Origin of the sequence: Methanoculleus sp. SDB, from assembly GCA_001412355.1 — an archaeon.
Taxonomy (GTDB): domain Archaea; phylum Halobacteriota; class Methanomicrobia; order Methanomicrobiales; family Methanomicrobiaceae; genus LKUD01.
Genome location: LKUD01000109.1, coordinates 1 through 13,395, shown reverse-complemented (window position 1 = coordinate 13,395; position 13,395 = coordinate 1). Strand labels below are relative to the sequence as shown.

Genomic DNA, 13,395 nt, shown 5'->3' with positions numbered 1-13,395 from the left:
AAAAATCCTGAATTATTCTTTTTTCCGGGAGAGCGCGAGGATCCGAACTGCGAGGTATGCCGCATTCGCACCATTGCCGATACCGACACAGGCAACCGGAACACCAGCCGGCATCTGCGCAATGGAGAGCAGTGCATCGATCCCCAGGAGCGTGCCCGCGACCGGAACGCCGATCACCGGTTTGTCGGTGCGGGCTGCAACCACGCCCGGCAGTGCGGCCGAGAGGCCCGCAATGGTAATGAAAAGACTGCAGTCCGCGTGTCGCACATAGTCGTCAAGCCGGCCGGGATCACGGTGTGCGGAGAGAACGACAAAATCGTAGCTGATGCCGTTCTCCTCAAGCACGGAGAACGCTTTTTCCGCCACCGGCCGGTCCGAGTCCGAGCCGGCAATAATCGCAACGTCTGCCATGGTATGCCATCCACTTATATGCTGCTCAATGAATATAGTATGGGCTGATTTCGGATGGAAAATGAACCACTTCTGATGCTTCCCGGTCCGGTTCCCGTGCCGGAACGGGTTCGTGCCGCGATGATCCGGCAGGCAATCAATCACCGCGGTGCCGAATTCGGTGGTATATACGCAGACTGTGTCCGTGTCCTGAAAGGGCTCTTCGGGACGGAGAATGACCTCTTCGTCCTCTCCGGCTCGGGGACGGCGGCAATGGAAGCGGCGGTTGCCAACTTCTGCAAGGGTCGGACCGTGGCGACCCTGGTCAACGGCAAATTCGGCGAGCGGCTGCACACGATCGCGGAGCGGTACGGCATCGCAGTTCCGGTTGCCTCGGACTGGGGAACGCCGCTTGACCTTGAAGCGCTTGAATACGCACTCGAAGAGGGTGCGGAGGCGGTAACGCTCGTGCACAACGAAACATCTGCGGGCATAAAAAACCCTGCCCCGGAAATCGGGGCTCTCGCCCGGAAACACGACGCGCTGTTTATCATGGACGCTGTCACCTCGATAGGCGGAGACAGGGTCGAAGCGGACCGCTGGGGTGCCGACATCGTGCTGACGGGTTCGCAGAAGTGCCTTGCCGCTCCCGCCGGCCTCTCCGCGATATCCGTGAGTCCCCGGGCGTGGGAGATGCTGGCGGCGGACCGCCCGTATTACCTTGATCTTGCGGCGTACCGAAAAAGTGCATCAAAAACTCCCATGGAAACCCCGTATACACCGGCCGTCCCCCTCTTCTTCGCGCTCCGTGAAGCGTGCGCCGTCATCGAGGAGGAAGGGCTTGAGGTGCGTATCGCCCGTCACCGCAGAATGGCGGAAGCGGTCCGGAGTGCGGTGCGGGCCTGGGATCTGGAGCTGTTCCCGACACTGGACGGCATTCATGCCTATTCGAACACCGTTACGGCGATCCGTATCCCCCGGGGCATCTCCGATGCCGATCTCAGGAGCACGGTGAAGGAAACCGGGATCGTCATTGCCGGCGGCCAGGATCACCTGAAAGGCCGGATTTTCCGTATCGGTACGATGGGAGCTGTGGGTGCGCCCGAGATCCTCGCGACGCTCGCCGCTGTCGAGCGGGCCTTCCTCCGCCTCGGGTACATGCCTGAAGGAGACGGCGTGCAGGCGGCGGCCGGGGTGCTGGGATGAAGATAGGCGTTGCGGACACCACCTTTTCCCGCGTGAATATGGGTGCGGTTGCCGTTGACGAGCTCAAAAGGCATGCGAGCATCGCCATCGAGCGATCCACGGTACCCGGAATAAAAGATCTCCCGGTCGCCTGTAAAAAGCTCTTGGAGGAGCGGCGGTGCGATCTGGTGATGGCGCTCGGGATGCCGGGCGGCAAGGAAAAAGACCGGCTCTGTGCTCACGAGGCATCGCAGGGGCTAATCCTGTGCCAGCTCATGACGAACCGGCACATCATCGAGGTGTTCGTACACGAGGACGAAGCAGCGGACGACGCCGAGCTTGCCTGGCTCGCAGAACAGCGCACACGCGAACACGCGGTGAATGCCGTAAAACTCCTCACGCGCCCGGGAGACCTTATAAAAGATGCCGGGACCGGCCAGCGGCAGGGATTTCCCGATGCAGGTCCCGCCCGGCGCTGAGACGATTGGCAGGTATTATACGCACACACTTGAAAACTGGATAAGGGAGAGAAATGTCATGGCAATACAGCTTGGATTTGTAGTCTCGGAATTCAACCGGGACCTGACCTATATGATGGAAATTGAGGGCGAAGAGCACGCAAAGTTCCTTGGTGCCGAGGTAGCTGAACGCCTGTACGTCCCGGGTGCGTACGACATGCCGCTGGCAATAAAAAAGCTCCTAAAAGACGGTAAAGTCGACGCAGTCGTGACAATCGGCTGCGTGATCGAGGGAGCGACCCAGCATGATGAGATCGTCGTGCAGCATGCGGCGCGGAAGATTATCGATCTCTCGCTTGAGTACGACAAACCGGTTGCACTCGGGATATCCGGCCCCGGTATGACCCGCCTGGAAGCGTCCGAACGCATCGATTATGCCCGGCGTGCCGTTGAATCGGCTGTAAAAATGGTTCAGAGATTACAATGAGGCCACTGTCCGGAAAGATCGCGGATATCGTACCGTCGGCGACGATTGAGATCTCGGACACGGCAAAACGCATGAAGCGGGAGGGAACCGACGTGATCTCCCTCTCGATTGGCGAGCCTGATTTTGCAACTCCGGCGCATATAACTGCAGCCTGCATCGACGCACTTCGCCGGGGAGAAACACATTATACCGCGAGTGCCGGGATTCCGGAGCTTCTTTCGGCCATTGCTGAAAAAATCACACGGGAAAACGGTTTCCCCGCCTCACCGAACGAAGTTATCGTCTCCTGCGGGGCAAAAAACGCGATATATGAGGCGATGGAGGCGGTGCTCAATCCGGGAGACGAAGTCATCCTCCTCGATCCCACCTGGGTATCGTATCAGCCCTGCGTCCGGATCGCGGGGGGGGAGGCAATCCATCACCCCCTCAATGCCACGACCTTCCAGATCGACGACTCGCTCCTTGAGCGCATCACGCCGGACACCCGGATGATTGTCGTCAACTCGCCGTCAAATCCTTCCGGCGCAGTACTTGACACCGCGTCGATGCGGCTCGTCGCTGATATCTGCATCGATCATGATCTGGTTGCCATATCGGACGAAATCTACGAAAAACTCGTCTACGATGCCTCTCACCTGTCGCTTGCTGCATTCGACGGCATGCAGGAGAGAACCATTACGATCAACGGATTTTCCAAGGCATATGCGATGACGGGGTGGCGTATCGGTTATGCCGTCGCTCCCGACGCAATCATCCGCCAGATGGTGAAGGTGCAGCAGCACACGATCAGCCATCCGACAACATTTGCGATGTGGGGGGCGGTGGCCGCACTGGAGGGTGATCAGGCATGTGTCGAAGAGATGCGGCAGTCATTCGATGAGCGCCGCAGGTTTATCCTGGGTGAACTTTCCCGGACAGGTTTTCAGGTGGCTCCTGCCGACGGTGCTTTTTACGCATTCGTGAAAGTGTCGGGTGATGACATGGATGTCGCGAGGGACTGGCTTCATAACGGGCTGGTGGCGGTCACTCCCGGCTCCGCATTCCGTGCCCCCGGCTGGCTCCGCATCTCGTACGCGGCGGACCTTGAAACCCTCCGCGAGGCGATGGTGCGTATTAACACCCGGATCGCCCACTGATCCGCTCCGGTTCGCGATTCATATGAGGAGTTCTCAGCCCGATGCCTGTGCGTGCGCACCGCCGGTTCCCTGGATTGTGCGGTTTTCCGGAACTGCCGCTCTTTTTCACGTCCCCTGTTGCATCCGGGAAGACTCTCGCCGATATGGACTACAGCGTACTCGTGGTGCATTTCTATCATCAGGGGTATGCATGGACCGACAGGGTGTCTCCGGGCACACTCCCATCGGGCAGATGGCAATCCTGAATGATCATACCAGAAATTCCCTCAGCATTATCGTCGGGCTCGTGGATTTGCAGGGTGGGGGGATCAGGGGGAGAGTGCTGGAGGGGCCGCAGAGATTGACGGCATCATCAATATGTTCGATATGAACTGGCTCGAATCGGAAAAGATCCGGAAATTCCTTAAAAAACAGCATCCTGGAAATGAATGACGTCCGAATCGGGCTCTATAGGATTTCCGACCTCTCTCTCTTCCTCCGGGATATCCCGAAAACCTTTTTGGCTTCGCGGCGGGAGTATACATTATCGATGGATATCGCAGATCTTATGAAGACATTCTCCAGCAGCAGGCGGATGGAAGTACTTGAATCGCTCCTCAAAGGGGAGACCCGTGATGAAATAAAGGAGAGGGTGCCGACATCCACATTTGCGTTTACGATCGACTATCTCAAAAAGGAGGGGCTTGCCGACGTCGTCGCAGGTGATGTCGTCGTCACCGACCGGGGGCGTGCCTATTTGCTTATCTTTGACCAGTTCCGCAAGTCCATCCTGACCCTCGAAACCCTGTATGCAACGTTCATCGACCATACGATTTATTTTCCCGATGAATTTTTGCCCCGCCTGTATGAGATCGCCGACTCTGAGATTGTCATGTCCGAACCCTCGAACGTCCTCAAGCCGCACCGCGTTTTTTTTGAAAACATCAGCAGGTCACGGGAGATCATGGGCGTGGCACCCCTGCTGTTTCCCGATTACCCTGAATTTTTCTCGGCAATGACGGCCAAGATCGACAGGATATCACTCGTCGTCACCCCGGAGATCCATGATATCATCACCGGGTACCCGGCAACCAAAAACGAGTCGGTGGAGATCCGTGTGATCGACGAGAGTCCGAAGATTGCCTTTACGGTCACGGACTGCTTCCTGTCAATCGGATTCTTTTACCGGTCGGGTAACTATGATTTTACCCGCGATCTCGTCTCCACCTCCCCCGAAGCCATTCGTTTTGGCAGGGATTTGTTTGACTACTATGTCAATAGAGCCCGCAGAATGGAGTAGCCTCCATAGATCATCCACTCTCCGTCGACAAGCGTATTTCTCCACGCGGCATATCCCGTCGTATAGATGAGGATATACCCGCAGGTATGCAGGGCGCTTGCAAGCAGAATATCCGCACCGGTATACAGTCCCGAGTACCAGGCAGCGAGCATGGCACCATGGACTAACAATGTCATGCCAAGGAGCAGTGCACGGAGGCGGCCGACAGAGAGCACGGTGGGTAGCGTCCGGATCCCTGCCGCCCTGTCGGCAATGATGTCCCGCACGTCATACACTGCGGTATTGACAAAGCTTTTTACAAAGAAAAACGCGTATACCAGCAAAGCGGCAGGATCAAACCTTCCTATGAGCACGACGAGCAGGACGGACCATGTCAGCCCGACAACGGCATTTTTTACACCTGCTCCTCCTTTGAGGCGGAAACCGGCGATACCTTTGCTGTAAGCATAGGCGATCAGAAACGGGGACAGGAGCGCCGGTGACGGCCACAGGACAAAGCAGAGAACAAAGCTGATCAGTGCAAAGGCGATAAGCATTTTTCTCACCTCACCGCTTCTCTGTTCGTCTTCGCTGTTCGGAACCGCGCGATCAAAAGCATAAGCCGAAAACGTAATCAGCCCGCCCACCGCCACTGCGGCGAAGGATACGGGCATGCCGAGGAATAGTACGGCAAAATACACTTTCAGGGATCCTGAAAGCGAGACGATGAGAATTGATGTGATCAGGGCGAGGGATCGGGTGAATTCGGGAGCGAAAGAGACCGCATGCGGAAAGCTGAATCGCTGTGATTGATGTACACCGGGCATACGGTACCCTTAATAAATCTGGGAAATATTCCATTCGCAACAGGCAACTCCAATGGTACTGGAAATTTCTCATGGTACTGGAAATTTCCAATGAGTTTGGATTTTTCCAAAGGTGCTGAAATTACCTGATATTTTTAAAAGAAAGCGATATATATCGTTCTTTCCAATAGAGTAATGGATACGGGATCGCCATTGGTGCAACGACTATGGATTACAACCAGACACGAGTACGCACATCCCGTGAGAGCGATCACTCAAAAAATAACGTCTGGGTCTCACCGGCAGCAGCGTTCATAAGCGACGATCAGGGGGACGCATCGGACGAAATTTTTTTTCAGTTCGCGGAAAAATCACGGGACGGAATTGTATTCATCGACCGGGAGGGCAGGGTCTCATGGCTTAATGAGCGGATTGAAGACCTCTTCGGTATTCAGCGGGAGCGCGTCGTCAGCACAAATGCAATAATTTTTCTGAACCGTTACATCGTACCTCGCATTGCGGGTTGGAAGCATTTTGCTGATTGCGTGCATGAAGCCTATGCGAAAGGCCGCGATGTAAAAAACGAGAAGTTATCTCTGGTTGCCAATACGGACACCGTCCGCAGTATTGCCTTCGGAAGTTTCCTCATCCATGACGGCTCGTACAGGGGGTGGCGTATCGATCTCTACCGGCCGCTGGATGAGGCGGGGAAGAAGCCGGTTTCCGGCCCGGATATTCAGGAAGAGGGAGGTGCGGTCACTCCTTCGGTTCCGGAGGGATCGGGCGGATCAGAAAAAGAGGGGGGTATGCGGAACCGGGATACACCGCCTGCCACTACCGGTTCCGTCGGTATGCCGGATTTCATTCTCCGGTGCGACGGGAATCTGGATGTCATGTTCGCGAGCCGGGGGGTCCTGGCTCTGCTTGGGTATGATTCGGCTTATCTCCAATCGCGACGTCTCTCCGACGTGCTGACGCCCGACGCGTTCAGGCGCACGAGCCGGGCGTACAGGAACCTGATCGGGGGCCGGGAAACGGATACGGAACGCCTGCTCACATGGGAGTGTCGTCGTCACGATGGCGGCACCGTGCGGGTGGATGTCGGCCTCACGGCAGTCTGGTCCTGCAGCGGGGCAGACGGTCTCATGGTGAGGGCATCACCCGGCGGGATGAGGGAGGAGGCCGCCATGGCCCGGGCATGGAATCAGATCGAGAATAATATGGAGCAGTTTGCGATGCTCAATGATCGGATCAGAAATCCGCTGCAGGCAATCGTCGGCCTTGCCGACCTCTCAGGGGGAGAGCTTGCAGACCGGATTATCGAGCAGGCACGCCGGATTGATGAGATCGTCCGCGAGCTGGATCGCAGCTGGATGGTCACACTCGATGTCAGGGAATCACTGCGCACCCGGGTGGAGGAGGGATTACCGTATGCAGACGATACCAGCAGAGCAGACAGTGCACCGGAGATCGATTCTCTTCGCGTGCATCTATAATTCCGTGCGTTCGCAGATGGCCGAGGGGATAATACGTGCGCGCCACAGCGACCGTTATGATGCCTACAGTGCCGGCCGGTACCCGGCAGGGGTCGATCCGTGGGCGGTGACGGTTATGGCCGAATCCGGTATTGATATCTCCGGACATAGATCGAAAATGCTGGATATCTTCTCGGAACGCCGGTTCGACTACGTTGTTGTCATGTCCGATTCTCCGTACGATATACCGGGTCTGCCGCATGCAGAGCGGTATCTCTCGTGTGCGATTCCTGATCCCGCCGCAGACAGTGGGGGGCGGGAGGAAACTCTCGGGCGTTATCGCATCGCCCGCGACCGAATAGACGGGTGGATATCGAATATCTTTGGAGTTTCCCTCGAATGAGGGCTTGAAAGAAATAATTCATCGAATCCGCCGGTGGTGCGGCGGAATGGGTATATATCACAATGACGCTACCTCTCCGTGCTGACAGAAAAGCGGATTGTTATTCGGAGCCGATGCCGATGAGGGATACGGGAGTGGATACCTGTCTTGGCCATCTTATCCGGACCTATGCCCGCTCCCGCGACGGCATTGTGATTGCCGATGAGGGCGGCACGATCGTATGGGTGAACCGTACTTTCCGCACTCTCACCGGTCTGGAGGGACAGAGGCTGTCCGGGACACCGTTCCAGAAAATCGTCTCCCGGATTTTCATTCCCCGGCCTCCCGGGGAAATACCGTCAGCAGATGCATGTGCCGCCCTTCTTCATTACGGCAGCCCGGCAGAAGGCCTTATACTCCGCCACAATCCCGGGTTCCGGATTTCCGCCCATAAAGTCCTCTCCCCTTCGGATTCCTGCAGCATGCACATAGTTTCATTTACCGCCGCATACACCGGTGAAGGGACGATCTCGTACGAACATCTCGCCCTGCTCTTCCAGTCTGCCGCCGATATCGCAGAGGCGTCCTCATACGAATCTCTCTTCCGGCATATCGCCGGTTCGCTGCTGACGCTCTGCCCGGGTTCTGCGATCCTGCTCTTCTCCACCGGACAGACCGGCGACGCGGTAAAAATTCGCACCTTCGATGGTACGGAACGGCAGAAAGCGGTGATACGGAGATTCCTGAAATCCGGGGTGACGCTTCACACGACAGACTCCATCTCCACCCACCTGCAGTCAGGGGAACTCGAATCTGTTGCAGGGATCAGGGATCTGTTTGACGGCACCCTCTCCGTGCAGGAATCTTCCCGCTTTGAAAAGGCTCTCGGGCTGCGAAAGATGTACTGCGCGGGTTTTTCCTGGAAGGAAACACTCTACGGTGGCGTGGTCCTCTTTCAGACAGCGGAGAGTTCTCCTGTCGATCTGCCGGTCATCGAAGCGCTGATTCGGCAGGCATCGGTGGCGATACGCCAGTGGCAGTACGAAGAAGCACTTATCCTGAGCGAGGAAAAATACCGGGATCTTGTTCACAATGCGAACTCGATCATATTAAAAATTGATAAAAACAGTAAAATCACGTTTTTTAATGAGTATGCCCAGAAATTTTATGGTTTTTCACAGGACGAGGTGATCGGGCATTCTATCTTCGAGACGATCATCCCGCGGCTTGATTCGTACGGGAACGATCTCCATGCCTCTCTCGCCACTATTTTCGACAACTCCGGCCGGTACGAGGAAACCGAGAACGAAAACGTTACCCGGGACGGGCGACGCGTCTGGATTTCATGGCGGAACCGCGTCATCAGGGATGAAGGAGGATCCGTCCTCGGAATGCTCTGTGTCGGGAGCGATGTGACCGGGCAGAGACAAGCCATATCGCAGCTGCAGTCCAGCGAACGGATGTACAGGACATTGTTCGAATCTTCACGCGACGGAATTCTCCTGATACGGAACAACCGGATTTATGACTGCAACCGCCGCGCCGAGGATCTCTTCGGGTATACTCACGAGGAATTGATCGGGAAGTATCCCTTTGAACTCTCCCCTCCTGACCAGCCCGACGGCCTGCCCTCTTCGTACCGGAGAAGGGGGTACCTGGAGGCGGCGCTCGAAGGCATCCCCCAGATGTTCGAGTGGCAGCACCGGCGGGCGGATGGCACGCTCTTTGACGCAGAAATCAGCCTCAATCAGATGGACATTTACGACGAATCGACGCTGATCGTAACCGTAAGGGATATTACCGAGCGAAATAAGTCTGAAAACGCCCTGAAGGAATCGGAACTGCGATATCGCAGTACTATCAACTCCATGGCAGATCCGATCCATGTAATCGACCGGAACTTCCGAATTCTCCTCGTCAATGATGCATTCCGTGATTGGTTTAATGCGTTCGGCTTCACCACCGATATCATCGGAAACCATCTCTTCAGGGCCATTCCGGTGTTGTCAAAGACAGTGCTCGATGAGTATTCCCGCGTGTTTTCGGACGGGGTGATGCGTCTTTCGGAGGATACGATTCGGGTCGGTGAGCTGGAACTTATCTCAGAAACCAGGAAAATTCCGGTTTTTGAGGAAGGCGAGGTGGTACGGGTCGTGACAGTAGTCCGTGACATCACCGCCCAGCGTAAAATCGACGAGCTCAAGCGGCAGGCATTTGAACAGATCGAGAACAACCTTGAGCAGTTTGCCATTCTCAACGATCATATCAGGAATCCGCTTCAGGCAATCGTGGGGCTTGCCGACCTTCAGGGAGGGGATCTCGCGGAGAAGATATTTTTCCATGCCATGGAGATTGATGCGATCATCAAGCGCCTTGACATCGGGTGGCTTGAATCGGAAAAAATCCGTCAGTTCCTTCGAAAACATTACAGCGAGTAAGATACGGTCACCAAGCCTTAATAGAGAATGAGTCGAACTTCTGTTTAGTCATGGACTACGGCCGGGTGCAGCGGACCCTGTTTATCATCCTCATTTTAAACCTCATCGTGGCAGGGTTGAAGGCGGTATTTGGATTACTTGCCGGTTCGGTATCGATGGTTGCAGATGCCTTTCATTCGACACTGGACTCCGCATCCAATATCATCGGCCTCGTTTCGACACAGATAGCCAAGCAGCCACCGGACGGACGGCACCCCTACGGCCACGGAAAATTCGAAACCTTCGGTACGCTTCTTATCGGCGGAATCCTGCTGGTAACGGCCGCATGGATTCTCTATGAAGGAGCGAACCGTCTTCTCACGAGCAGTGCTCCGTCTATTACACTCCTGACCGTTGCGGTGCTTGTCGCGACTATCGGCATCAATATCATCATTACCCGGTACGAACGCCGTGTCGGAGAAGACATCGGGAGCCAGATCCTGATTGCCGATTCCGAGCATACGAAAAGCGACGTGCTCGTCTCCCTCTCCGTGCTGGCGGGGTTCGGTGCGGTCTCTCTCGGATTTCCGGCTGCTGATCCCCTGATCGCCTTTGGAATCGCAGCGGTCATCGGGAGGATGGGAATTCGTATCATCCGTGAGGCGGGCGATGTACTGACCGATGCCGTCATAGTCGACTGCGAAGACCAGATTACTCGCATCATGCACCAAATTCCCGGTGTCCGGGGATATCACAAATTCAGGTGCCGGGGAAAGCCCGGGGAGCTCTTTGCAGACATCCATATTTTCGTTGATCCCGCCATCACCGTCGGTGAAGGGCATGAGATCGCCGAAGAAGCACGGGTTATGATTCTTGATGATATCGAGGGGATGGCGGACATCGTCGTTCATGTCGATCCGTATACCGGGAAGGAGGAGGCGGGGGCGTTATGAACCGGACCCTCGTCTCGCGACCGGAATGCGCAGATTTCCTGATATCTGTATCCCGGTGAGAATTCCACCGTATTTACGAAAAAAGGAAGTAATTGCTCGATTCTGGTATTCTGGGGTCATAACTTTTATCATGCCGTGTGGTGATTCAGTATGAGAGTTGCCATGGCTGTTGCTATGAAAGACCTGATTTTAAATCCTCAGGCATTTTTTGCGGGAAAAATGGCTGAAGAGGAGAATCTCAGGGTACCCGCCCTCATTCTCCTCGCCGTAGCGATCATCAGCGGCACCGCTGCCGCCATCGTGTCCGGGGCAACCGTCCGGATGCTGCCGGCAGACGTGGCATCAATGGGCACAGTTATCGCTGTAATCGGGTTTGTAAGTGGATTTATCGCTGTTTTTCTTATCTGGTGGCTTGTGCCGGGCGTGCTGTTTACGGTCATCTCGCTTGCCTTTAAGGGAACCGGTTCGTTCAAACGGACCCTGGAATTCGTCGCCTATGGTTCGGTTCCCCAGATAATCGGCGGGATCATCACCCTTGCCCTCTATTACTCGTATTTCAGCTCGCTTTCCCTCGCACCCGTGAGCGATCCCACCCTGCTTGCCGAGCAGATCACCGCTCTCATGAAGGCGCCCGTCCTTCAGGTTGCCTCATTGGCCGGCATTCTCTTCATGCTGTGGAGTGCCAGCATCTGGATCTTCGGGATGAAGGAAGCACGCCATCTTACGACCCGTGATGCCGCCATCACGGTTGGCGTTCCGGTCGGCCTCTATATCCTGTATTCCCTCTATACCCTCTGGAGTTTTTGAATGAAACACGTTGGCTTAACCCTCATCCTGCTCCTCTGCTGTTGCGCCGGGATTGCTTCGGCGCAGGAGAGTGCGGCGCAGGTCTCCGTCACATCCGTCACTATCGATCCCGCGGTCCTGATGCGGGGTGACACCGCTACCATCACCGTTGTCATCACGAACAGCGGTACGACAGCCGTTGCGATCAGCCGGGCAACACTTCTCGATACCGGCATCACACTCTTAAATGATCAGTCCTATGCGAGTGTCGGCGACATCGGTGCCGCGAACTCGATGACGTTCACCTTTTCCGTCCGTGCCGACGTTCCCGATGGCATATATTACCCGAAATTCTATCTCGATTACCGAAACGCGGGCGCCCTCCGGTACCGGATCCCGGTAAAAGTGGATGACACCGAACTCGAGGTCTCCGTTCTCTCCCAGCCGGATTCCTTCGTGAAAGACAAAAAGGAGACCATTGTACTTAAAATCGGCAACCCGCGCGAGAACGAACTGAACGGCATTACGATTGTGCCGGAGGGCGAGGGCGTGGCAGCGGTTCAGACCGGGTTCTTCGTCGGGAGTCTCCTGCCGGACCAGTCGGAGACGGTCAGTTTCGATGTGACCCCGACGCAGTCGACGGACCTCGTCTTTCACATATCGTACCGGAACGGGCTCAACAGGCATATGTCGGATCTCGTCGTTCCGGTGGTTCTTACGACAGGCAAGCGGCAGGCAGACCCGATCCTGAATAATATCGCGGTGACGAGCGAGAGCGGCTATTACCGGGTTTCCGGCGATGTCACGAATGCAGGACTGGACACGGCATACTCGGTGATAATTACCGCCGGAACCCCGGCAGAGCCGGTCGATCCGTTCCGTGTCTATGTCGTGGGCGCCCTCGATGCCGATGACTTCTCCAGTTTCGAAGTGACGTTCCGCGCTTCCGACGCGGCGTCGGCTCCCCTCATCGTCCAGTACAAGGACGTGGACGGCAACACCTTCACCCGGAGCGTGCCCGTGGAGCTCGGGAGCGGTGCGGCCGAACCCGATCAGGGAGGGGAGATCCCGGTTATGCTGATCGCGTTCCTCGTCGTACTGGTCGTAGCGATCGGCGGCATCATTCTCTACACATGGAAGAAGAAGTAGACGAAGGAGAGAGGCGCTTGGACACGATGCCGGTTATCAGGCTGGAGGATGTATCCAAGGTCTATCCCCTTCCCTTCGGCGATGTCGTGGCACTCGACCATGTAACGCTGGATGTGGAGAAAGGCGAGTTCATCGCAATCATGGGGCCCTCGGGTTCGGGAAAATCCACACTCCTGAACATGATCGGGTGCCTTGACGTGCCGACGTCAGGAAACCTCTTCATCGCGGGGCGGAGTGTCCGGGAGATGGACGATGATGAACTTACCGATCTCCGGCGGGATACGATCGGGTTCATCTTCCAGACATTCAATCTCATCCCCCTCCTGACCGTGCGCGAAAACGTAGAGTATCCTCTTGTGCTCAAGGAGCGCCGCCGCGACACCTGGGGGCGGTCGGAAGAACTGATGGCAAAGGTCGGCCTTGAAGATTCGCTGGCTCCGCATAAGCCGAGTGAACTCTCCGGCGGGCAGCAGCAGCGGGTCGCCATCGCACGGGCACTCGTCAATAATCCGG

At 56.2% G+C, this 13,395-nt stretch carries 15 protein-coding genes; 13 read left to right on the top strand and 2 right to left on the bottom strand.

The annotated features are described in order from the left end of the window. Positions 1-12 precede the first annotated feature (12 nt). Entirely contained in the window at positions 13-411 is a 399-nt protein-coding gene (locus APR53_01945; GenBank protein KQC02955.1) for a N5-carboxyaminoimidazole ribonucleotide mutase, read from the bottom strand. A gap of 54 nt (positions 412-465) precedes the next feature. Between APR53_01945 and APR53_01940 the strand changes: the two genes are divergently transcribed. The 6 genes from APR53_01940 (at position 466) to APR53_01915 (ending at position 4,935) form a co-directional block, all read left to right on the top strand. Beyond that, the gene (locus APR53_01940) at positions 466-1,596 is read left to right on the top strand and encodes an aminotransferase (protein ID KQC02954.1); all 1,131 of its coding nucleotides are present in this window, start codon (positions 466-468) and stop codon (positions 1,594-1,596) included. Next, positions 1,593-2,054, top strand: coding sequence for a riboflavin synthase (locus APR53_01935; protein ID KQC02953.1), 462 nt, complete (start codon positions 1,593-1,595; stop codon positions 2,052-2,054). The genes APR53_01940 and APR53_01935 overlap by 4 nt, the downstream gene beginning before the upstream one ends. A gap of 58 nt (positions 2,055-2,112) precedes the next feature. Next, the gene (locus APR53_01930; GenBank protein KQC02956.1) at positions 2,113-2,520 is read left to right on the top strand and encodes a 6,7-dimethyl-8-ribityllumazine synthase; all 408 of its coding nucleotides are present in this window, start codon (positions 2,113-2,115) and stop codon (positions 2,518-2,520) included. After that, positions 2,517-3,656 (top strand): aspartate aminotransferase, encoded by a 1,140-nt coding sequence (locus tag APR53_01925; GenBank protein ID KQC02952.1) that lies wholly within the window; start codon positions 2,517-2,519, stop codon positions 3,654-3,656. Before APR53_01930 ends, APR53_01925 begins: the two co-directional genes overlap by 4 nt. Positions 3,657-3,697: 41 nt before the next feature. Beyond that, on the top strand, positions 3,698-3,901 hold the full coding sequence (locus APR53_01920) for a hypothetical protein (protein ID KQC02951.1): 204 nt from the start codon (positions 3,698-3,700) through the stop codon (positions 3,899-3,901). Between the two features lie 179 nt (positions 3,902-4,080). Beyond that, positions 4,081-4,935 (top strand): hypothetical protein, encoded by an 855-nt coding sequence (locus tag APR53_01915; protein ID KQC02950.1) that lies wholly within the window; start codon positions 4,081-4,083, stop codon positions 4,933-4,935. On the opposite strand, the gene APR53_01910 is transcribed toward APR53_01915, so the two are convergent. Then, positions 4,905-5,741 (bottom strand): hypothetical protein, encoded by an 837-nt coding sequence (locus APR53_01910; GenBank protein KQC02949.1) that lies wholly within the window; start codon positions 5,739-5,741, stop codon positions 4,905-4,907. The genes APR53_01915 and APR53_01910 overlap by 31 nt on opposite strands. A 206-nt stretch (positions 5,742-5,947) precedes the next feature. On the opposite strand from APR53_01910, the gene APR53_01905 reads away from it, so the two are divergent. From APR53_01905 to APR53_01875, 7 genes are all read left to right on the top strand, one after another. Then, positions 5,948-7,216, top strand: coding sequence for a hypothetical protein (locus APR53_01905; GenBank protein ID KQC02948.1), 1,269 nt, complete (start codon positions 5,948-5,950; stop codon positions 7,214-7,216). Further along, a complete protein-coding gene (locus APR53_01900; protein KQC02947.1) occupies positions 7,179-7,598 on the top strand; it encodes a hypothetical protein in 420 nt (139 codons plus the stop codon). Before APR53_01905 ends, APR53_01900 begins: the two co-directional genes overlap by 38 nt. 113 nt (positions 7,599-7,711) lie before the next feature. Then, positions 7,712-10,015 (top strand): hypothetical protein, encoded by a 2,304-nt coding sequence (locus tag APR53_01895; GenBank protein ID KQC02946.1) that lies wholly within the window; start codon positions 7,712-7,714, stop codon positions 10,013-10,015. 50 nt (positions 10,016-10,065) lie between these two features. Continuing rightward, a complete protein-coding gene (locus APR53_01890; GenBank protein ID KQC02945.1) occupies positions 10,066-10,947 on the top strand; it encodes a cation transporter in 882 nt (293 codons plus the stop codon). Positions 10,948-11,121: 174 nt separating this feature from the next. Beyond that, the gene (locus APR53_01885) at positions 11,122-11,754 is read left to right on the top strand and encodes a hypothetical protein (protein ID KQC02944.1); all 633 of its coding nucleotides are present in this window, start codon (positions 11,122-11,124) and stop codon (positions 11,752-11,754) included. After that, positions 11,755-12,882: a hypothetical protein gene (locus tag APR53_01880; protein ID KQC02943.1), complete on the top strand. Its 1,128-nt coding sequence runs from the start codon at positions 11,755-11,757 to the stop codon at positions 12,880-12,882. It begins immediately after the preceding gene. Between the two features lie 26 nt (positions 12,883-12,908). Continuing rightward, positions 12,909-13,395: ABC transporter ATP-binding protein (locus APR53_01875; GenBank protein KQC02942.1), on the top strand; the 487-nt coding region annotated here is incomplete at its 3' end.

Coding starts and splice junctions, on each gene's coding strand:
- APR53_01885 (KQC02944.1), top strand. CDS start 11,122: ATGAAAGACCTGATTTTAAATCCTCAGGCATTTTTTGCGGGAAAAATG.
- APR53_01940 (KQC02954.1), top strand. CDS start 466: ATGGAAAATGAACCACTTCTGATGCTTCCCGGTCCGGTTCCCGTGCCG.
- APR53_01905 (KQC02948.1), top strand. CDS start 5,948: ATGGATTACAACCAGACACGAGTACGCACATCCCGTGAGAGCGATCAC.
- APR53_01935 (KQC02953.1), top strand. CDS start 1,593: ATGAAGATAGGCGTTGCGGACACCACCTTTTCCCGCGTGAATATGGGT.
- APR53_01880 (KQC02943.1), top strand. CDS start 11,755: ATGAAACACGTTGGCTTAACCCTCATCCTGCTCCTCTGCTGTTGCGCC.
- APR53_01930 (KQC02956.1), top strand. CDS start 2,113: ATGGCAATACAGCTTGGATTTGTAGTCTCGGAATTCAACCGGGACCTG.
- APR53_01915 (KQC02950.1), top strand. CDS start 4,081: ATGAATGACGTCCGAATCGGGCTCTATAGGATTTCCGACCTCTCTCTC.
- APR53_01945 (KQC02955.1), bottom strand. CDS start 411: ATGGCAGACGTTGCGATTATTGCCGGCTCGGACTCGGACCGGCCGGTG.
- APR53_01895 (KQC02946.1), top strand. CDS start 7,712: ATGCCGATGAGGGATACGGGAGTGGATACCTGTCTTGGCCATCTTATC.
- APR53_01890 (KQC02945.1), top strand. CDS start 10,066: ATGGACTACGGCCGGGTGCAGCGGACCCTGTTTATCATCCTCATTTTA.
- APR53_01920 (KQC02951.1), top strand. CDS start 3,698: ATGCCTGTGCGTGCGCACCGCCGGTTCCCTGGATTGTGCGGTTTTCCG.
- APR53_01910 (KQC02949.1), bottom strand. CDS start 5,741: ATGCCCGGTGTACATCAATCACAGCGATTCAGCTTTCCGCATGCGGTC.
- APR53_01925 (KQC02952.1), top strand. CDS start 2,517: ATGAGGCCACTGTCCGGAAAGATCGCGGATATCGTACCGTCGGCGACG.